The sequence below is a fragment of the Leifsonia sp. NPDC058194 genome, assembly GCF_042883605.1.
Classification (GTDB): Bacteria; Actinomycetota; Actinomycetes; order Actinomycetales; family Microbacteriaceae; genus Leifsonia.
In genome coordinates this window covers 181,315-199,895 of record NZ_JBHVVL010000005.1, presented here as the reverse complement: position 1 = coordinate 199,895, position 18,581 = coordinate 181,315, and the positions used below count along the sequence as shown (strand labels likewise).

General features: G+C 71.2%; 16 protein-coding genes. 10 read left to right on the top strand and 6 right to left on the bottom strand.

What is annotated here, in order from left to right:
* Nucleotides 1-115: 115 nt before the first annotated feature.
* Entirely contained in the window at nucleotides 116-2,116 is a 2,001-nt protein-coding gene (locus tag ACFVU2_RS18210; RefSeq protein WP_387877287.1) for a hypothetical protein, read from the bottom strand.
* 64 nt (nucleotides 2,117-2,180) lie between these two features.
* Nucleotides 2,181-3,644 (bottom strand): MFS transporter, encoded by a 1,464-nt coding sequence (locus ACFVU2_RS18205; RefSeq protein ID WP_387877285.1) that lies wholly within the window; start codon nucleotides 3,642-3,644, stop codon nucleotides 2,181-2,183.
* A gap of 126 nt (nucleotides 3,645-3,770) precedes the next feature.
* Between ACFVU2_RS18205 and ACFVU2_RS18200 the strand changes: the two genes are divergently transcribed.
* Nucleotides 3,771-4,421 carry a TetR/AcrR family transcriptional regulator gene (locus tag ACFVU2_RS18200; RefSeq protein ID WP_387877282.1) on the top strand — a complete coding sequence of 217 codons (651 nt, stop codon included), beginning with the start codon at nucleotides 3,771-3,773 and terminating at the stop codon, nucleotides 4,419-4,421.
* A 57-nt stretch (nucleotides 4,422-4,478) separates the two neighbouring features.
* On the opposite strand, the gene ACFVU2_RS18195 is transcribed toward ACFVU2_RS18200, so the two are convergent.
* Entirely contained in the window at nucleotides 4,479-6,716 is a 2,238-nt protein-coding gene (locus ACFVU2_RS18195) for an MMPL family transporter (protein ID WP_387877279.1), read from the bottom strand.
* An 88-nt stretch (nucleotides 6,717-6,804) separates the two neighbouring features.
* On the bottom strand, nucleotides 6,805-7,251 hold the full coding sequence (locus ACFVU2_RS18190; protein WP_387877276.1) for a hypothetical protein: 447 nt from the start codon (nucleotides 7,249-7,251) through the stop codon (nucleotides 6,805-6,807).
* Between the two features lie 293 nt (nucleotides 7,252-7,544).
* Here ACFVU2_RS18190 and ACFVU2_RS18185 point away from each other — a divergent pair, with 293 nt between their 5' ends.
* Nucleotides 7,545-8,015, top strand: a complete 471-nt coding sequence (locus ACFVU2_RS18185; RefSeq protein WP_387877274.1) for a hypothetical protein — start codon at nucleotides 7,545-7,547, stop codon at nucleotides 8,013-8,015.
* Between the two features lie 105 nt (nucleotides 8,016-8,120).
* Here ACFVU2_RS18185 and ACFVU2_RS18180 read toward each other — a convergent pair whose 3' ends face one another.
* Nucleotides 8,121-8,936 carry a DeoR/GlpR family DNA-binding transcription regulator gene (locus ACFVU2_RS18180; RefSeq protein ID WP_387877271.1) on the bottom strand — a complete coding sequence of 272 codons (816 nt, stop codon included), beginning with the start codon at nucleotides 8,934-8,936 and terminating at the stop codon, nucleotides 8,121-8,123.
* Between the two features lie 147 nt (nucleotides 8,937-9,083).
* Between ACFVU2_RS18180 and melA the strand changes: the two genes are divergently transcribed.
* Nucleotides 9,084-10,397 (top strand): alpha-galactosidase, encoded by a 1,314-nt coding sequence (gene melA / locus ACFVU2_RS18175; RefSeq protein ID WP_387877268.1) that lies wholly within the window; start codon nucleotides 9,084-9,086, stop codon nucleotides 10,395-10,397.
* Entirely contained in the window at nucleotides 10,394-11,254 is an 861-nt protein-coding gene (locus ACFVU2_RS18170; protein WP_387877265.1) for a class II fructose-bisphosphate aldolase, read from the top strand. Before melA ends, ACFVU2_RS18170 begins: the two co-directional genes overlap by 4 nt.
* 80 nt (nucleotides 11,255-11,334) lie before the next feature.
* Here the strand turns inward: ACFVU2_RS18170 and ACFVU2_RS18165 are convergent, their stop codons facing one another.
* Entirely contained in the window at nucleotides 11,335-12,402 is a 1,068-nt protein-coding gene (locus tag ACFVU2_RS18165; RefSeq protein ID WP_387877262.1) for an amidohydrolase family protein, read from the bottom strand.
* A 139-nt stretch (nucleotides 12,403-12,541) separates the two neighbouring features.
* Between ACFVU2_RS18165 and ACFVU2_RS18160 the strand changes: the two genes are divergently transcribed.
* The 6 genes from ACFVU2_RS18160 (at nucleotide 12,542) to ACFVU2_RS18135 (ending at nucleotide 18,526) form a co-directional block, all read left to right on the top strand.
* Entirely contained in the window at nucleotides 12,542-13,423 is an 882-nt protein-coding gene (locus ACFVU2_RS18160) for an SIS domain-containing protein (RefSeq protein ID WP_387877260.1), read from the top strand.
* Between the two features lie 86 nt (nucleotides 13,424-13,509).
* Entirely contained in the window at nucleotides 13,510-14,832 is a 1,323-nt protein-coding gene (locus tag ACFVU2_RS18155) for an ABC transporter substrate-binding protein (protein ID WP_387877257.1), read from the top strand.
* 19 nt (nucleotides 14,833-14,851) lie between these two features.
* Complete coding sequence (locus tag ACFVU2_RS18150; protein ID WP_387877254.1) at nucleotides 14,852-15,805, top strand: carbohydrate ABC transporter permease; 954 nt, start codon at nucleotides 14,852-14,854, stop codon at nucleotides 15,803-15,805.
* Entirely contained in the window at nucleotides 15,805-16,689 is an 885-nt protein-coding gene (locus ACFVU2_RS18145; RefSeq protein ID WP_387877252.1) for a carbohydrate ABC transporter permease, read from the top strand. Before ACFVU2_RS18150 ends, ACFVU2_RS18145 begins: the two co-directional genes overlap by 1 nt.
* On the top strand, nucleotides 16,686-17,642 hold the full coding sequence (locus ACFVU2_RS18140) for a carbohydrate kinase family protein (protein ID WP_387877250.1): 957 nt from the start codon (nucleotides 16,686-16,688) through the stop codon (nucleotides 17,640-17,642). The genes ACFVU2_RS18145 and ACFVU2_RS18140 overlap by 4 nt, the downstream gene beginning before the upstream one ends.
* Nucleotides 17,639-18,526, top strand: coding sequence for a 1-phosphofructokinase family hexose kinase (locus ACFVU2_RS18135; RefSeq protein ID WP_387877249.1), 888 nt, complete (start codon nucleotides 17,639-17,641; stop codon nucleotides 18,524-18,526). The genes ACFVU2_RS18140 and ACFVU2_RS18135 overlap by 4 nt, the downstream gene beginning before the upstream one ends.
* The last annotated feature ends 55 nt before the right edge of the window (nucleotides 18,527-18,581 follow it).

The window sequence follows — 18,581 nt, the reverse complement described above, 5'->3', positions numbered from 1 at the left end:
TCAATCCACACCATCGCTTATTAATTTTTCTTGTGGGGTGTGGTTTGTGGTTGTTGTGCACCCCCCCGGGGGGGGGGGGGGGGGGCCCCCCCCCCCCCCCCCCCCACGTCCGTCATCAGGAGACGACGATCCGAGCCCGCGCGATCCCGTGAGCCCGGCCGGCCGCGGTCCCCGCGTCGAGATCGTCCTGCGTCGTCGCCCGGGCGGCGATGAAGTAGGTGCCCGGCCGCTCGAACGTGCACGTGCGGGTGAGCGAGAGTCGGTGGGTGCGGGCGACGGCGATCGGCTCGTCGAGCCTCCCCGCCCCGGTGAGGTCGGTCGCCACCGAGACGAACGGCAGCCCGTGCTCGGGGGAGTCCGCCTCGATCGTCACCCGGACCTCCTCGCCCACGGCGACGCGTGCCGACGACGATCCGCCGGCGCTGATGGTCACCACCGGCTGCACCCCGCCCCGGGAGGCGGCGGTCGCGGGCACCGAGACCTGACCGTCGTCGATCGTGTAGCTCGTCGACGGCGCCGGTTCGAGGCCGCGCTCCACCCAGTCGGCGAGCTGGCGGAGAGCGGTGTGGAGCACGCCGACGTAGGGAACCGTGTGGGTCTGGTTCTCCTGGGTCTCGTCGTCGCCGTGCGTCGCGTCGTCCATGTACCAGAGCCGGAAGTCGGCGTCGGCGTCGGCCCCGAGGTGCTCCTGCACCCGCTGCCGGTACCAGTCCGCCTGCCAGGCGAACGCCTCGCGGTCGAGCAGGCAGGCGACGACGATCATCTTCCCGCTGATCTCGCCGGTCGGCACGGAGCCGGAGGCTCCCGCGGTGAACAGGGGGCCGAGGATCACCGGCCGCTGCGGGTGAGCGGGCTCCCCGGCGTCGTCGCGGAACTGATCCCAGACGGGGTAGGCGGACCCGGGCACCTGGTGCCGGTGGTACGTCTGCGCGGCGAGGAACGTGGAGTTGTCGAGCACGACCGTGTCGCCCGCCGCGACGGTGACCGCCTGTCCGGGCTCCAGCGTCACCGTCGCGCCGCTCACCGAGGCCACCCGGAGCACGGTGCCGGCGGCCGCTCCGCTGCGGACGTGCAGTTCGGCGCCCAGCATCCATCCGCTCGGCGCCTCCCCGAGCTCGATCTCGACGGGTCCGGCAGCCTCGCCGGAGGCGTGCTGATAGGACTCGTCGACGCCGCCGGCCGACAGCTCGACGGTCACGGAGGCCTCGCGGCCGCCGATCGTGGTCACCGTGGTCTCGTGGACCACGCGATCGCGGTGGACCGACGATGCGGGGTCGGCCCCGAGGTAGCCGGGCACCGACCAGAAGTCGTCCCCGTAGGTGGGGTCGGCCGCGAGGACGCCGGGGTAGAGGGCGCTGAACCCGTGCATCCCCATCGTCCGCCAGCCGAACCACGAGCGCGGTGGGAAGCCCATCCGTGTGACCTCGTCGAACGCGGCCCGCTGCTCGTCCGTCAGCACGAGCGCCGACGGGTCGCCCCCGACGTCGTAGGCGTCGGCGATGTCGTCGAGCACCTCGCGGAGGACGCGCTGCGCGTGCATCCGCACGCTGAAGACGTTGGGCATGGCCATCGGACTGCCGATCACGTACGGCACGAAGCCGTCCCAGACGCCGACGGTGTTCTCGGCCGCGCCGATGGTGCGGAAACCGCCTCCGCTGCCGCCGTAGAGGTACCCGTAGGTGCGGTGCTCGCCGTAGAGAGCCGTCGCCAGCCGGCGCGAGAACTGTGCCGCCGCCGCATTGGCGCGATAGGCCCCGATGGTCGGGTCCATGCCCGAGAACGGGTTCGCGGCGTCGGGGCCGCCGCCGTTGGTCTCCACGAAGTACCCGCCGCCGGCCAGGGCGAACGTGATCTTGTCCTCCTCCCCGGTCGCCGACGCCGCCAGGTTCTCGCTCTGCGGCACCGGGGTGACGTGCTGGACGAAACGCCCCTCATAGCCGTCGACGGGCGGGAAGTAGAACGAGAAGCGGGTGTCCGTGCCTGCGAAGCCGCCGTGCACGTAGCGGTGCGCCACCGGCTCGCTGCGCCATTCGTCGGCGTCGACGTACGGGTGCTCGAAGCCGGGAGCATCCAGCTCCCAGGCCTGATCGGTGAGGGTGTCGGTCGTGGTCGTCATGCGCGGGCCTTCTGTCGAGGGGGGATGGGGTGGAGAGAGGGGTTCGGGGCTCGGAGTTCGGTGCTCACTTCACGCCCTTGAGCGGAAGCACGGCGACGGCGGCGAGGAGCACCAGCACGAACGCGGCGATCCACACGCCCAGATAGGCGCCGGTCATCGCGACGACCATGCCCGCCAGGGCCGGGCCGAGGGCCTGCCCGAGGTTGGAGCCGAGCGCAGCGACGCCGAGGTCGCGCCCGGCCGCCTTCTGGTCGGGGAGGACATCGATGAACAGGGCCTGATCGACCGGCAGGTAGGTGCCGAACGCGATCCCTCCGACGATCACCTGCAGGAAGAGACCGGGGAGGGTCGGCGAGATGATCGGGATGAGCATCGACAGCGCCATCAGCCCGGACGAGAAGATCACGAAGGCGCGCCGCTTCTGCAGCTTGTCCGAGAGCCGGCCGGCGACCAGGACCGCGATGATCATGAACGGCACCCCGACGAGCGCGAGCAGACCGGCCGTCTGGGTCGCGGCCTCCGCGCTCAGCGCGGGACGGACGTAGCTCTGCAGCATGTAGAGCGAGAGCGCCGTGGAGACGGCGTAGCCGAAGGTCAGCAGGATGCGGGCGACCCACACCAGGCGGAAGGCGGGCGCACGCAGGGCGATCGTGAAGCCGATCAGGAACGCCTTCCAGTTCAGCTTCGGCACGTCGAGGTCTTTGGACGAGGCGTCGCGCGCGAAGATCGCGAACATCACGCCGGTGAAGGCGACGAACGCGGCGACCACGAAGTACAGGTCGAGCCCCAGCATGCCGAACAGGAAGCCGGCGGAGACGCCTCCCAGCACGCCGCCGAAGAAGTTGCCGAAGCCGCCCAGTGCGGATGCCGTTCCGCGGCGGTTCTCGGGCATGCGGTCGGCGACGGTCGCGACGAGGGGTCCGGAGGAGGTGTTGAGCACGGCCTGCGCGAGCATCCAGAGGATCGCGAGGACGGCGATGGACGGGGCGTACCGGAGGCCGACGAGGAGCACCGCCCCGGCCACGGTGCCGAACAGGATCCACGGCGCGCGACGGCCCAGGCGGGAGCGGGTGCGGTCCGAGGCGACGCCGACCAGGGGCTGGATCAGCATGGTGAGGACGACGCCGAGCGAGGCGATGATCGACAGCGACTGGGCCCGTGCCGCGTCGAAGTCCGCGAGCAGGGCGAGCTGACGGGCCTGGTCGGCCGTCGCCGTCGCGGTCCCCGCATCCACCTGCTGCTTGAGCAGGGTGAGCTGCTGGAGGTCGACGCTCGCGTCGGCACCCGTGAACCAGGTCGGGAACTCGAGGAGCTGCACGTGATTGGCGAGCAGGATGCTGGAAGCGCCCCACACGGCCGTGGTCGCGAGCGTGACGAGGGTGTACCAGGTCAGGTAGCGGCGCGAACGCGGGCCCCTGACCAGGGTCGGGGAGGTGCCGGTCTCGACCGGCTCGATCGTCAGGCCGCCCTTCTGCTTCTGCCGCTGGGTCTGCTTCGGGGCCGGCTCGGCCGCGGTGGTCTCGGTCATCGGGTTCCCATCTTCATCGATGTCGACGCTGATCGATCGGCACTGGGGGCGGCCTCGCGTCGGGGTGAAAGGAGTATGGCATGCGGGATTCGCCGTCGGCAAGTCAATCCCGCATATAGTGCTGTAATGGCAACTCGAGGCCCCTACGCGAAAGGCGTCGCCAAGCGCGCCGAGATCCTCCGCACCGCCCTCACGGTGATCGCGGAGAACGGCTACAGCGGCGCGACCGTCAAAGAGCTCGCCGAAGCGGTCGGGCTCAGCCAGAACGGCCTCCTGCACTACTTCGGGTCGAAGGACGCGCTCTTCGTCGAGATCCTCCGCTACCAGTCCGACGTGGTGTCCCTGGCCGTCGACCCCGAGCACACCGACTTCTCGGTCGGGTTCGTCTCGCGCATCCTCGACGCCGTCTCGGACAGCCTCGAGCAGGTCGGACTCAGCCAGCTCCTGCTCAGCGTCACGACGGATGCGACCGAGGCCGACCACATCGCCCACGCGTTCGTCCGCGAGCGGTACGAGGTCTTCCGCGAGCTGACCTCGACCGTGCTGGCCGAACTGCAGCGGCGCGGGCAGGTCCCTGAGGGGACCGACCCGGACGCCGCGGCGACGATCATCGCCTCCGCCTTCGACGGCCTCCAGCTGCAGTGGCTCTACGACCGGTCGCTCGATGTGCGCGGCCGCATGGCGTACCTCCTCGTCGCCCTCGGGCTGCCGGCCGAGGCGGACGAAGCCGCGGACGAAGCCGCGCCCGACGGCATCGGCCTCACCACGACGGCCTGAGGGGCCGGTGGCCGCTGCCACCGGCGCCTCGACGCCGTACTCGTCCGACGCTGTCGGTCAGACGCCGGCGCCGACCCGCGTCGGCTCGTCCGCCGGTTGCGCCGCCGGTGGGTCCGCGGGCGTCGTCCCGGGCGCCTCCTCCAGCGTGTGCCCCTCGGTGTCGAGGTGCGGCAGGATCCTGTCGAGCCAGGCCGGCAGCCACCAGGCGGAGTTCCCGAGCAGGCTCAGCAGGGCCGGCATCAGCACCAGCCGCACGACGAACGCGTCGGCCAGCACACCGACCATCAGCCCGAAGCCGATGGAGGCCGCGATCGCGAAGGTCCCGGTGGCGAAGCCGCCGAAGACGACGGTCATGATGGTGGCGGCGGCGACGAGCACGGGGCCCGAGCGGGCGAATCCTTCGCGGATGGCCTGTTTGGGCATCATCCCGGTGTCGTGCATCTCCTTGATCCGGGACACCAGGAACACCTGGTAGTCCATCGCGAGGCCGAAGAGCACGCCGACCAGCAGCAGCGGGAGGAGGCTCATCATCGGGTCGCCCTGGGGCGCGGCGATCACCGGGTCCAGCCAGCCCCACTGGAACACGGCCGTGCTGGCGCCGAAGGAGGCCCCGACCGACAGCAGATAGCCGAGGGTGGCGATCAGCGGGATCAGTAGCGAGCGGAACATCACGATCAGCAGCACCACCGAGATCGCGACGATCACGATGATGTACTTCACCAGGGCGCTCATGAGCGCGGCGTCCTGATCGATCCCGATCGCGGTCTCGCCCGTCACCTCCAGCGTCACGCCGGAGACGGAATCGGCGTCGGACCGGATCGAGTGGACGAGGTCCTTGGTCTGCTGGTCGATCGGGCCGCCGTCGGGGATGAGGGTGATGCGCGCCATCGTGCCGTCGGCCGAGATCTGCGCGGGGATCACCTGGCGGACCCCGTCGAGCTTCCGGAGATCCTGCTCGACCGATGCGGTCCTGGCGGCGATCCCGTCGCCTTCGGCGAGGACGACGAGGGGGCTCTGGATGCCGCCGAACTCATCGACGATCAGGTTGTACGCGGTGCGCTCGGTCGACTGCGGGTCGGAGCCTCCCGGGATGCTGAACGCCGTCTTCATGCTGAGCATCGGGAAGGCGACGACGACGAGGAGAAGGATGCCCGCGAGGGCCGAGACGATCGGCCGCTTGACGACGAATGAGCCCCAGCCGCGCATGATGCCGCGCTTCTGCGTGCCGCCCTCGGTCCAGATCTCGCCGGCGGCGAGGGCCCGGCGCTGCTTCTTCGAGAGGGCGCGGGTGCCCATGGTCCGCATGAACACGGGAAGGAGGGTGAGCGCGAGGAGCACGGAGACCGCGACGGCGACGGCCGCGGCGACCCCCATCTCGGTGATGAAGCCGAGGTTCGCCACCACCAGGGCCACGAGCGCGACGATCACCGTGAGCCCGGCGAAGACGACGGCCGTGCCGGCGGTGCCGGTCGCCCGGGCGACCGCATCCTCCACGCGCCTCCCACCTCGGAGCTCGTTCCGGAACCGGGAGAGGATGAAGAGGCTGTAGTCGATGCCGACCGCCAGCCCCAGCATCGACGAGAGGATGATCGCGTTCTCCCCGAGCAGGAAGAGGGCACCGTAGGCGAGCACGCCGACGGTGCCGAGGCCGACGCCGAAGACGGCGATCAGGAGGTTGACGCCGGCCGCGAGAAGCGAGCCGAAGGTGAGGATCAGCACGACGAAGGCGATGACCACTCCGACACCTTCTCCGAGACCGGGCGCGGGTGCGCCGAGCGGCACGAGGTTGCCGCCGAGCTCGACGCCCAGCGCCGCCGGAGCCTTCTCCTGGAACGCCAGGGCCGCGTCGTAGTCGGTCTTCTCCTGTGCGGACGAGAGGTCGCCGTACGTGAGAGTCGAGACGGCGACGCTCGTGTCGCTCGAGATGTACGGACGCGCGGAGTCGAACGGATCGCTGACGGACTCCACTCCGGGAAGCTTCGCGGCGTCGGCGAGGGTCGTCGCGATGGCGGCGGCGGTGGCCTGATCGGTGACGTCACCGCTCTTCGGCTGGAAGACGAGCTGGAGGGTGGGCCCCGTGCTCTCGCCGGTGGAGGGGAACTCCGCGTTCATCCGGTCGAGCGCCTGCGAGGCGGGCGAGTCGGGGATGTCGTTGGAGGCGGCGGCCGGGTTCGCGTTGGCGCTCCCGATGACGAGGGTGGCGGCAGCGCCGGCGAAGAGCAGCAGCCAGACACCGATCACCACCAGACGGTGCCGGGCGCTGAACCGCCCGACGCGGGCAAGGAACGTGGACATGGGGACTCCTCGAGTAGTGGGAAGACTTCGACTACTCGATGCTCATCGCTCCCGTCCGGCGGCGAATCGTCCGGATGGATCGAGGGCTCTACTGCAGCTGGAGTAGAGGCGCCGTCGAGCGGGTGCCGGCGATCAGCCTGACCGTCATCGCCACCGCGAACACCAGCGCGAGCATGATGGCCACCGTGGCGCCGAGCCAGGCCGCCCCGGCGATCCGGAAGAACAGCATCTCGCCCGGGCCGGATTCCATGCTCAGCGCGTGCTGTCCCATCGCGAGGGCGCCGGCGATCCCGAACCAGAGGGCCGTGGTCACCGTCACCCACACGCGGCGGGGGAGGGAGGCCGAGCCGAGGCGCCGGGTCGCCAGCCGGGCCAGCACGTGCAGCGCGATGGGCGCGGCGACGGCGGCGGTGAGGACGATCACCGCGGCGACGGCGTTCCCGGTGTTCGACGCCGTCAGGGCGGCGAGGGCGAGCAGCGGCAGGGCCAGAGCTGTGATGCGGATGACCGGGCGGGCGGCGATGGGTGACGTCATGGTCTCAGTCCATCGCGGGGAGGGGGCCGGCCGCATCGCCCCAGAGGACGAGAGGCGCCGGCGAGGGCTCCGCCCGCAGGATGATTCGCCCTCACGCGTGTCGCCCGATTTGGGGTACAAAATCATGTCCTCCAAACAGCCCACAGACCTGTCCGTCTAGCTATGCTCGGTCTGGCGCGAGCGACACCGGACCCGAAACCCGGAACGCGCGCGGCGCCACCGTGCAGCACCCGAACAGCGCACACCCGCACCACCCGACCCGATAGCAGTCACGTCTACCCGAAGGACACACTGTGAACACGCACGCCTACGACCGCGCCCACGACGCCGCCCAGCGGCTCAACCGTCGCCACGAGCGCGACCTCCACTGGGCGAAGGAGCGTCGCCGCCATCAGGAGCGCGACATCGCCGAGGCGGTGACCCTCCTGGAGACCAGCCGGTTCGCGCTCGTCCGCAAGGCGGTCGTCGTCGACGTCGTGCTGCTCGTCGCGATCGGCGCCGGCCTGTGGGCGGCGGCCGCCGCGGCGCTCACCGAACCGTGGTCGCTCGTCGTCGGGATCGCAGCAGGGGTCGCGGCGGCCGGTGTCCTCACCGGCGCCGCGATCTCGCTCGTCCGCGTGGGCGCCCGCCGCGCGGCCGCGCGCACGCTGCTGGACTCGCGCGAGGCGCGCCTGGCGCACACGCAGTTCCACATCCACGAGAGCGTGCACTCCTACATCGACTCGTACTCCGACGTGATCAGCACGCGCCTCGCGTCCGCCTGAGCGGCGGGCCCGCGCCCGCTCCCGCTCCCGCGCCGGGTCTGCGGCACCCTGGTACGTCTGCGCCCACGCGAGCCGCCGCAGTCGTACCGCGCGGCCGCAGTCGCGTCACTCCTCGTCGGCGAGCACCACCTGCACACCCGCGGCGCGCAGCTTCTCGAGCTCGACGGGGTCGGCCGAACTGTCGGTGATGAGCATCTCGACCTGTTCGATGTCGGCCATCTGGGCGAGGGCGACACCGCCGATCTTCGAGCCGTCGGCGACGACGACCGTGCGCTGGGCCTTCGCCACCATCGCACGGTTGGTGCGCGCCTCGGTCTCGTCGTGGGTCGTCACACCGCTCGTGGCGCTGATCCCGTCGGCGCCCAGGATGGCCGTGCCGACGTTGACCGCGTTGAACGTGCTCTCGGCGAGCGCGCCCACGAGCTCGAGCGACTGCGGCCGCAGGAATCCGCCGGTCATCACGACGCGCACACCCGGGTAGCCCGAGAGCAGCCCGGCGATGCTGAGCGAGTTGGTCACCACGGCGATGTCGCGGTGGTTGGCGAGCGCGCGGGCGACGCCCGCCGTCGTGGTGCCCCCGCTCAGGGCGACGACGTGACGCTCGGCGGGCAGCCGCCGCACCATGGCCTTCGCGATGGCGCGCTTGGCGTCCTGGAACCGGGTGTCGCGCAGGGCGACCGGGATCTCACGGCCGCGCTCGAGCGCGGAGGCGCCCCCGTGGGTGCGCAGGATGAGGTTCTGGTCGGCCAGATCGGAGAGATCGCGTCGCGCGGTGGCGGCGGAGATGTCGAGGGACTCCGAGAGCTCGGCGAGGCTGATGGTGCCGCGCTCGGAGATCAGGTCGAGGATGGCGACCATCCGCTGAGCGCGCCGGCCGGAGGTGACGCGGGCGATCAGCGATTCGGCGGCGGGTGCGACCATGGGACCCGTCCTTTCGAGGAGTCGGTGGTGCGGTGAGAGTCGGTCCGGCAGCAGGACGATGGCGAATCGATCACTCGATGTGATCACTTTAGCTGCGAATCGCTCAATCTGTTGCGCGGAGTAGACACACTATCGCAGGATCGCACCATGCCTCAGATTGTCTTCCTCGGAGCCGGGAGCGTCGTCTTCACCCGCCAGCTCCTCGCCGACCTGTTCCGTTTCGACGACCTGCCCCCGCTGCGCATCGTGCTGCACGACATCGACGCCGAACGCCTCCACGTGGCGCAGGGGACCGCCGAGCAGGTCGCCTCCCGGTTCGGCCGCACCGCGGAGATCGTCGCGACGCTCGACCGCCGCGAGGCCCTGACCGGTGCCGACTTCGTGATCAACATGATCCAGGTGGGCGGCATCGATGCCACGCGCGTCGACCTGGAGGTCCCCGCCGCGGCCGGCCTGCTGCAGACGATCGGCGACACAACCGGCGTCGGCGGGGTGTTCCGCGCCCTCCGCACCTTCCCGGTGCTCTCCGGCATCGCCGCCGACATGCTCGAGCTCTGCCCCGACGCCTGGTTCCTCAACTACACGAACCCGATGGCGATGAACGTCTGGTGGATGTCCGTCGTCGCGCCGTCCATCAAGACCGTCGGGCTCTGCCACAGCGTCTACTGGACGGTCAACGACCTCTGTGCGCTGATCGGCGTGCCGATGGAGGGGACGCACTACCGCGCAGCGGGCGTCAACCACCAGGCCTGGCTCGTCGAGTGGTCCCGCGACGGGGAGGACCTGTACCCGAGGCTCCGGGGGGCGATCGAGCGCGATCCCGAGCTGCGCCGGCGCGTGCGGGTCGAGATCTTCAGCCGTATCGGCTTCTACCCGACCGAGACCAGCGAGCACTCGTCCGAGTACCTGGACTGGTTCCTGCGCTCGCCCGAGCAGATCGAGCGGTTCCGCCTGCGCCCGCTCGAGTACATCGGCATTTCGGAGGAGAACGTCGCCGAGTTCGAGCACGCCCGCACGGCTCTCGCCGCCGGTGAGCCGCTGGAGCTCGAGGAGGGCGCTGCCGAGTACGCCCCCCAGGTCATCCACTCGATCCTCACCGGGACCGAGCGCATCATCCACGCCAACGTCGTCAACCACGGGCTGATCGACAACCTCCCGCAGGGCGCGGTCGTCGAGGTCCCGAGCCGCGTCGACGCCGACGGTGTGCACCCGCTGCCGTTCGGTGCGATCCCGGTGCAGGGCGCCGCCCTCAACCGCACGTATCTGTCGGTCGCCGAGCTGACGATCGAGGCCGCCCGCACGGGCGACCCCGAGCTCGTCCGCCGGGCCGTGCTGACCGATCCCAACGCGTCGTCCTCGCTCACGCCCGAGCAGATCTGGGCGCTCTGCGACGAGCTGACTGCCCGGCATGCGCCGCTGCTGCCCGTCGCCCTCGGCGGGTCGCTGGGGGAGACGCCGTGACCCTCGCGCCGACCGGGCAGCTCGTCGGGGCGGCGATCGCGTCCGGCGGCGCGGTCCCCGCGTTCAACGTGCTCTCACTCGACCACGTGGAGGCCGTCGCCGCGGGCGCAGGGGAGGCCGGCTCGGCCGCTCTGCTCCAGCTGAGCGAGAACGCCATCGCGTTCCGGGGCGCGCCCGAACCGCTGCTGGCCGCCTGCCGCGAGGTCGCGGAGGCCTCCGCCTCGCCGCTCGGCATCCACCTCGACCACATCGAGGACCGCGCGCTCGTCGCGCGCGTGCTCGGGCGGGCCGAGGAGTTCGGTGTCGGCTCGATCATGTTCGACGCCTCGCGGCTCGACTACGCCGACAACGTGGCGGCGACCCGGGAGGTCGTCCGGCGCGCTCACGACGCGGGCGTCTGGGTCGAGGCGGAGCTCGGCGAGATCGGCGGGAAGGACGGCGCGCACGCGCCCGGCGTCCGCACCGATCCGGAGGAGGCCGCGGCCTTCGTCGCCGCCACCGGCGTGGACGGCCTCGCCGTCGCCGTCGGCAGCTCGCACGCGATGCGCGACCGCTCGGCGCAGCTCGACCTCGACCTGATCGCGCGCCTGGCCGCAGCCGTGCCTGTTCCGCTGGTGCTGCACGGGTCGTCGGGCGTCGCGGACGCCGTGATCGCCGACGCGGTCGCCGCGGGCATCCGCAAGGTCAACGTCGGCACGGCGCTCAACATCGCCTTCACGGCGTCGCTTCGCACCGCGCTCGCCGACCAGCCCGACGCCGTCGACCCGCGGAAGTACACGCGCGACGCGCGCGACGCGATGGCGTCCCTCGTGGCCCGCTTCTGCCGCGTCGTGGAGCCCCGTCGCACGTTCGTGTAGCCGCTGACATTCCGCACGAATGTCGCGAAAGCACCGAGCTTTCGCGACATTCGTGACGAATGTGCGGGCGGCTGGCGGCGTCAGAGGTCGAGGACGCGGCGGGCGTTGCCGCGGTAGACCGCCTCCAGCAGCGCCGGGTCCAGGTCGAGTGCCGACACATCCCACCGGCCCTGGCCCGGGATCTCGCTGTCCGGGTCGTAGCCGAAGCCTTCGTCGGCCGTCTCGAAGAACCGGTAGTGCAGCCGGTACTGCTCGGCGGTGACCGGGTAGATGTCGGTGCCGAAGAGCACGCGGTCGGGATGGTCGGCGACGAGCTGCGCGAACCGGCGCGGCTGGCGGCCCAGCTCGGCCATGCGCCCGGCGGTGTCGATCGTGTAGTTCGGCGCTGCGACCAGCAGCCGCTCGACCCGGTCGAGGTCTTCGGCCGCGCAGCCCGCGTGCGCGCCGATGAAAGTGGTGCCCGGGCAGGCGAGGACGAGCGCCGCATGCGCGTCGAGCAGCCGGTCGAACGTCGGGTGCACGGCGCGATCCCCGAACCACCACTCGGGTACGGCCGCGAGCTCGTCGAGCCGCTCGTTGTGGCGGTCGAGCGGCTCGAAGAAGGCGATCGGATCCGCGGTGTGGATGAGCACCGGCAGGCCGAGAGCACCGGCGTGAGCCAGCACGTCGATCACCCGCGGGTCGTCCGGCAGGACGAGCTCACCGTCCGCGTCGCGCACGGTGAGCCCGAGGCTCTTCCAGACCTTGACGCCCCGGGCGCCCCGCGCTGCGCTGTCGTCGAGCGACGCCGTCAGCCGGGCCACGCCGTCGGGCTCGGCCAGGAGCGCCCAGTCCAGCTGGCAGAACGTGACGAACCTCCCGGGGTGCGCCGCGTCGTAGCGCTCGACGTTCGCCGTCACCTCCGGCCCCCAGAGGCCGTCGAGGTTCACCATCGTCTCGACGCCGCAGTCGTCGAGCAGCGCGACGAGCGCGGGCACGTCGTCGATCATCCACTCGCCGTCGGTCAGCCAGCGGCCGAGGTGGTTGTGGATGTCGATCGCGGGATGCGCGGGGCGCGGCACCGCGGTCGTGCGGGCCCGCAGCTGACGGCGCGGAGCCCACTCGGCGAGCCGCAACTCGGCCAGAGGGGACGGGTCTTCGTGGGGCATGCGAAACCTCTCTGTAACAAACAATCAGTCATAGTGAGCGATCTGCACAGTTTCGTTGTCAAACGCTCAGTGTCCGCCAATGATAAGTCCAACGCGCAACGGAGTGCGCAGCACCGCCACCGACCCACAGGAGCACCTCGTGACACTCACCTCCAGCGAAATCGCCAGCCAGCCGGACATCTGGCGCGAGGCGCTCGCGACCCTCGCCGACCGGGCGACCGCCCTGCTCGCGCGGCCCGGCGAGCGCATGCTCGTGCTCGGCTGCGGCACTTCGGCCTTCGTCGCCGAATCGTTCGCCTACCTGCGCGAGGGCGCCGGTCTCGGCATCACCGACGCCGCGTACGCGTCGGAGCCGTGGACGTGGCGCGACTACGACTCGGTGCTCCTGCTCAGCCGTTCGGGAACCACGACCGAGGTGCTCGACGCCCTCGACGTCATCCCGGCCGGCGTGCGCACGATCGCCGTCACCGGCGTGTCGGACTCACCGGTCGCCGAGCGCGCCGACGACGTCCTGCTGCTCGACTTCGCCGACGAGGAGTCGGTCGTCCAGACCCGCTTCCCCACCACCTTCCTCCTGCTCGCCCGCCACGCCGTCGGCCAGGACGTCAGCGCGCTCCCGGCGGAGGCCGCCGCCGTGCTCGGCCGGCCGCTCGACGTCGACCTCGACGGCCGCACCCACTTCGTCTACCTCGGCAGCGGCTGGACCTACGGCCTCGCCCAGGAGGCGGCGCTCAAGATCCGCGAGGCCGCACAGGCCTGGGCCGAGTCGTACCCGGCCCTCGACTACCGTCACGGCCCCCTGGCCGTCGCCGACGACCGCTCGCTCGTCTGGATCATCGGACGCGCCGAGGACTCCCTGGTCGCCGACATCGAGCGCACCGGCGCCACCGTCCGCGTCGGGTCCGCCGACCCCCTGATCGAGCTCGCCCAGGCGCAGCGCCTCGCGGTGGCCGTCGCCGAGCGCGGCGGGCTGAACCCCGATGCCCCGCGGCACCTGACCCGCTCGATCGTGCTCGGCTGACCCCCAGCCCCCCCGTCGTGCTCGGCTGACCCGCAGCCCTGCACGGAAGAATCCGACACAGCAGAATCCACAAGGGAGAACCGAAGATGTTGACTCCATTCCGCCGACGGGTGCTCCGCGCCACCGCACTCCTGGCCGCCACGGCCGGTGTCGTCGCACTCGCCGGCTGCAGCGGCTCCCAGGGGGCGACCACCCTCGACACGAAGGCCAAGGTCCAGATCGAGGTCTGGTCCGGTCAGGCCGACGCCGCCCAGAAGGTGATCGAGGGCCTCGCCAAGGAGTTCGAGCAGGCGCACCCCAACGTCTCGATCAACCTCTCCCCGGGCGCTTCGTCCACCGATCAGCTGCTGCAGAAGCTCTCCGCCGGATTCGCGGGCAACCAGTACCCCGACATGTCGTACGCGTTCGGCTCGTGGGCCGGCCAGCTCGAGGCCTCCGGCCGCACGCTCGACATCTCGGCCGACGTGAAGAAGCCCGACGTGAAGTGGGACGAGTTCACCGCCGCGGCGCGCGGAACGGCGCAGCCGACGGGCACGAAGGTCATCGGGTTCCCGGCGGTCGTCGACAACATCGGCCTGCTCTACAACAAGACCCTCTTCGACAAGGCGGGCCTGGCCTACCCGACGGCCGACTGGACGTGGGACGACTTCCGCACGGCGGCCAAGAAGCTGACGGACGAGGCGAACCACATCTACGGCTACGGCTACTCCGTCTCGGGCAGCGAGGAGACCACCTGGCAGTTCTGGCCGCACCTGTGGCAGAACGGCGGCGCGATCCTCAACGATGACGCGACCAAGTCCGAGTTCGCCTCGCAGGCCGGCGACGACGCCCTCTCGTTCCTGCGGTCGATGGCCGTCGACGACAAGAGCGTCTACCTCGACCAGACCGACGTGAAGTTCGGGCAGCTGTTCGTGAACGACCGCATCGGGATGATCACCTCCGGGCCGTGGCAGCTGTCGGACCTCAAGACCGGAGGCACGAAGTACGGCGTCGTCCCGCTCCCCGGAACGAACGGCGACCACCAGACCGTGTCGGGCCCCGACATCTGGGCGCTCTTCGACCACCACGACAAGAACCGCGCCTACTGGGCCACCCAGTTCGCGCAGTGGCTGACCTCGGCCGAGCAGGACGAGCGCTTCAACGTCGCGATCGGCAACCTCCCGCTCCGCTCCTCGGAGGCGACGTCCGACGCCGTCGCCAAGGAGGCCGCCGAGTACCCCGGCTACGAGGTGTTCGTCGCGAACTCCGCGAACGTGAAGCAGACGCGCCCGACCACGAAGGGCTACGCGGCCCTCTCGGTCGCCGTCGGCAAGTCGATCTCGCAGGTGCTGCAGGGTGACGGTGAGCCGAAGGCCGCACTCGAGCAGGCCGCCACGACCGCCGACGCGGCCCTGGCGAAGGACAAGTAGGAGCGGCGAGGACACGCGAATGGCAGACACCACCGCCCACGCGCTCCCGCGGCCCGGCGCGTCCACGGACGCGACCGGGGCGCGGCGGGCGCGCCGGCGCCGGGGCTTCACCTCGGCGCTGACCGGCTGGGGCTTCGTCGCCCCGGCCACCCTGATCATCCTCGGGCTGTCGATCTTCCCCGCGTTGTGGGCGTTCGTGCTGTCGTTCCAGAGCTGGGACGGCTTCAGCGAGGCCACCTGGGTCGGCGGCGACAACTACGCGCAGCTGATCGGCGACGCGGAGTTCGGCAACGCCGTGTTCAACACCGTCGGCTTCACCCTCCTGTTCGTGCCGGCCTCGGTGCTGCTCGGGCTGTTCCTCGCCGTCGCGCTCAACCGGCGGATCCGCTGGATGGGGTTCTACCGCACCGCGATCTTCGTCCCGTTCGTCGCCTCCGCCGCCTCCACCGGCATCCTCTCGACCTACCTGTTCAGCCCGCAGTTCGGGCTCGTGAACAACGTGCTCCGGGTGCTGCACCTGCCGCAGCAGGGCTGGCTGGACGACCCGAAGCAGGCGATGGTCGTCATCGCGATCATGTCCCTCTGGGGGTCCGCGGCCTTCACCACGGTGATCTACCTGGCGGCGTTGCAGGATGTCCCGGCCGACCTGATCGAGGCCGCCCGCATCGACGGCGCCAACCGCTGGCAGACCTTCTGGCGGATCGTCTGGCCGCAGCTCGCGCCGGTCACCGCCTTCGTGGCGGTCTGGCAGACCATCCAGGCGATCCAGCTCTTCGACCTCGTCTACACGACCACCCGCGGCGGGCCCCTCGACGCGACCAAGACGATCGTCTACTTCCTGTACGACAAGGCGTTCCACGCGCTGGAGTTCGGCTACGGCTCGGCCGCGGCCTACGTGCTCTTCGCGGCGACGCTGATCATCACCATCGGCGTCGTCGTCATCCAGCGACGCCGGGGCTCGGAGGCGTTCTGATGGCCACGGTTCTCGACGAGGTCTCCCAGGCCGCCCGCCAGGTCGCGGACGAGCCGCAGCAGCGGTCGCGCCGGCGCAGGCTCAGCGGCTGGCACTTCGTGCTCTTCCCGATCGCGATCCTCTTCCTCGTGCCGTTCGCGCAGATGGCACTGGCGTCGTTCTCGCCGGCGAAGGAGCTGGTGGCCTTCCCGCCGCCGTTCATCCCGTCGCACTTCACCCTCGACGGCTACGCCAAGCTCTTCGGCCAGACCGACATCCTGCTCTGGCTCGGCAACACGGTCATCGTCTCGGCGACCGCGATCGTCTCGAACATCATCCTGTGCTCGCTGGCCGGGTACGGGTTCGCGCGGCTGAAGTTCGCCGGCCGCGACTTCGGCTTCCTGATGATCCTCGCGACGATCATGATCCCGACGCAGCTGCTGATGATCCCCACGTACGTCCTGTTCGCGAAGCTCGGGCTCCTGAACGGCCTGGGCGCGGCGATCGTGCCGTGGCTGGCCACCGCCTTCGGCATCTTCCTGATGCGGCAGTTCTTCCTCTCCCTCCCGGCCGAGCTGGAGGAGGCGGGCGCGATCGACGGCTGCAACCGCTGGCAGGTGTTCTTCCGGATCGTGCTGCCGCTGGCGCGTCCTGCGCTCGCGACCCTCGCGATCTTCACCCTGCTGGGTGCGTGGAACGACCTGGTCTGGCCCTTGATCGCGATCAACGACCAGTCGTCGTTCACGCTCCAGCTGGGCATCGCCAACTTCCAGGGCGCGCACCAGACCGATTGGAGCCTCATCATGGCGGGCAACGTGATCGCCACGCTTCCCCTCATCCTGTTCTTCGTGTTCGCGCAGCGGCAGTTCATCGCGACCATGACGTTCTCGGGACTCAAGGGATGACCGGCGTCGACGTGACCGTGGATGTGCTCGTCGTGGGGGATGCCAACCCCGACCTCCTGCTCACCGGTGACACCGTCCCGCGCTTCGGCCAGGCCGAGCAGCTGCTCGACTCGGCGGAGCTGCTGCTGGGCGGGAGCGCCGCGATCGTGGCGTGCGGGCTCGCCCGGCTCGGCGTGCGCACGGCGCTCGCCGCCGTCGTGGGCGCCGACCAGTTCGGCTCCGTCGTGCTCGACCGGCTGCGCGACGGCGGGGTGGACGTCTCGGCCGTCGAGGTCGACGCCGACCGACCGACGGGCCTGTCGGTCGTGCTCTCCGAGCCGGGCGACCGCGCCATCCTGACGCTGCCCGGCACCATCCCGGTGCTGACCGCGGACGCCGTGCGCGCCGCCCTCGCGCGGCTGCGGCCGCGGCACGTGCACTTCGCCTCCTACTTCCTGCTCCCCGGGCTGGCGGCCGAGCTGCCGGACCTGCTCGACGAGGTGGCGGCGACGGGTGCGACGATCAGTCTCGACACCAACTGGGATCCCGCCGAGCGGTGGGCGGGACTGCACGAGGTCCTGCCGCGTGTCGATGTCTTCCTGCCCAATCGCGAGGAGGCCCTCGCCATCGCGACGGCGGTGGCCGGCCGGCCGCACTCCGACCTCGACGAGGCCGCTGCTGCGCTCTCGCAGCTCGGCTGCCGGGTCGTGGTGAAGTCCGGAGCGGAGGGCGGTCTCGCCTTCGAGCACGGCACCCGCACGGGTGCCGCACCGGGGCTCGTGCTCGACGTGGTCGACACCACGGGCGCGGGCGACAGCTTCGACGCCGGCTACCTCGCGTCCGTCGTGGAGGGGATCGAGGAGGAGCGCGACCGGTTGCGCTGGGCCGCGGTCGCCGGCTCCCTGTCGGTGCGCGGCACCGGGGGGACGGGGGCGCAGGCCACGCGCGACGAGCTCGCGGAGGCGCGGGTATGACGGTCCACACGCTCGGCCTCACCCCGGCGCTGGACGTCGTCTACGTGCTCGACGACGTGCGCGTCGGCGAGATCCACCGGCCTCCGGTCGTCATCCGCTCCGCCGGCGGCAAGTCGCTCAACGTCGCGCGGGCGCTCGCCCTGCTCGGCGTGCGGGTCCGGGCCGTCGCACCGCTGGGCGGGAGGATCGGCGACCTCGTCGGCGACCTGCTGGCGCGCAGCGACGTGCACGTGGACCGCATCCCGACCGCCGTCGAGACGCGGCTCTGCATCACCGCGTGCGACACCGGCGCGCGCACCCTCACCGAGTTCTACGAACCGGTCACGACGTTCGACGTGCCTCTCGAAGCGGTCGCCCAGCGCCTGCGGTCGATCGCGCCAGGGGAATGGCTCACCGTCTCGGGCGCCATGCCCGTCGGGACGGACGCCGCCGAGTTCGCCGCCATCCTGGCCGCGGAGGCCGGCCGCGGCGTGCTGCTCGCGATCGACGTGCACGGCCCGGCCCTCGGCGAGATCATCGACCGCGCGCGCCCGCGTCTCGTCAAGGTGAACCGCAGCGAGGCGGCCGGGCTGACCGGCGCCACCGACCGGGAGCTGTCGGCACGGCAGCTCGTCGAGCGCGGAGCCGGCATCGCGGTCGTGACGGACGGCGAAGCCGGCTCCGTCGCCGCGACCGCCGCGGGCGAGTACATCGCGGTGCCGCCGGTCGACCGTCCCGGCCTCTTCGCGGTGGGAAGCGGGGACTGCTTCCTCGCCGGGCTCGTCGGCGCGCTCGACGGCGGAGCCGACCTGCAGCGCGCGCTCACGGTCGCAGCGGAGATCGGCGCGGCCAACGCGCAGGTCCCCGGCGCGGCCGTCTTCGACGCGCCCGTCCTCCTGGGCTGAGCCCCCGTCGCCCGTCGCCCGTCGCCCGTCGCGCGCATCCTCCGTCAGCCGAGGT

Bases quoted from the DNA above. Each gene is read 5' to 3' on its own strand.
- melA (WP_387877268.1), top strand. From the start codon at position 9,084: ATGCCTCAGATTGTCTTCCTCGGAGCCGGGAGCGTCGTCTTCACCCGC.
- ACFVU2_RS18195 (WP_387877279.1), bottom strand. From the start codon at position 6,716: ATGTCCACGTTCCTTGCCCGCGTCGGGCGGTTCAGCGCCCGGCACCGT.
- ACFVU2_RS18140 (WP_387877250.1), top strand. From the start codon at position 16,686: ATGACCGGCGTCGACGTGACCGTGGATGTGCTCGTCGTGGGGGATGCC.
- ACFVU2_RS18190 (WP_387877276.1), bottom strand. From the start codon at position 7,251: ATGACGTCACCCATCGCCGCCCGCCCGGTCATCCGCATCACAGCTCTG.
- ACFVU2_RS18155 (WP_387877257.1), top strand. From the start codon at position 13,510: ATGTTGACTCCATTCCGCCGACGGGTGCTCCGCGCCACCGCACTCCTG.
- ACFVU2_RS18135 (WP_387877249.1), top strand. From the start codon at position 17,639: ATGACGGTCCACACGCTCGGCCTCACCCCGGCGCTGGACGTCGTCTAC.
- ACFVU2_RS18165 (WP_387877262.1), bottom strand. From the start codon at position 12,402: ATGCCCCACGAAGACCCGTCCCCTCTGGCCGAGTTGCGGCTCGCCGAG.
- ACFVU2_RS18145 (WP_387877252.1), top strand. From the start codon at position 15,805: ATGGCCACGGTTCTCGACGAGGTCTCCCAGGCCGCCCGCCAGGTCGCG.
- ACFVU2_RS18200 (WP_387877282.1), top strand. From the start codon at position 3,771: ATGGCAACTCGAGGCCCCTACGCGAAAGGCGTCGCCAAGCGCGCCGAG.
- ACFVU2_RS18205 (WP_387877285.1), bottom strand. From the start codon at position 3,644: ATGACCGAGACCACCGCGGCCGAGCCGGCCCCGAAGCAGACCCAGCGG.
- ACFVU2_RS18210 (WP_387877287.1), bottom strand. From the start codon at position 2,116: ATGACGACCACGACCGACACCCTCACCGATCAGGCCTGGGAGCTGGAT.
- ACFVU2_RS18180 (WP_387877271.1), bottom strand. From the start codon at position 8,936: ATGGTCGCACCCGCCGCCGAATCGCTGATCGCCCGCGTCACCTCCGGC.
- ACFVU2_RS18150 (WP_387877254.1), top strand. From the start codon at position 14,852: ATGGCAGACACCACCGCCCACGCGCTCCCGCGGCCCGGCGCGTCCACG.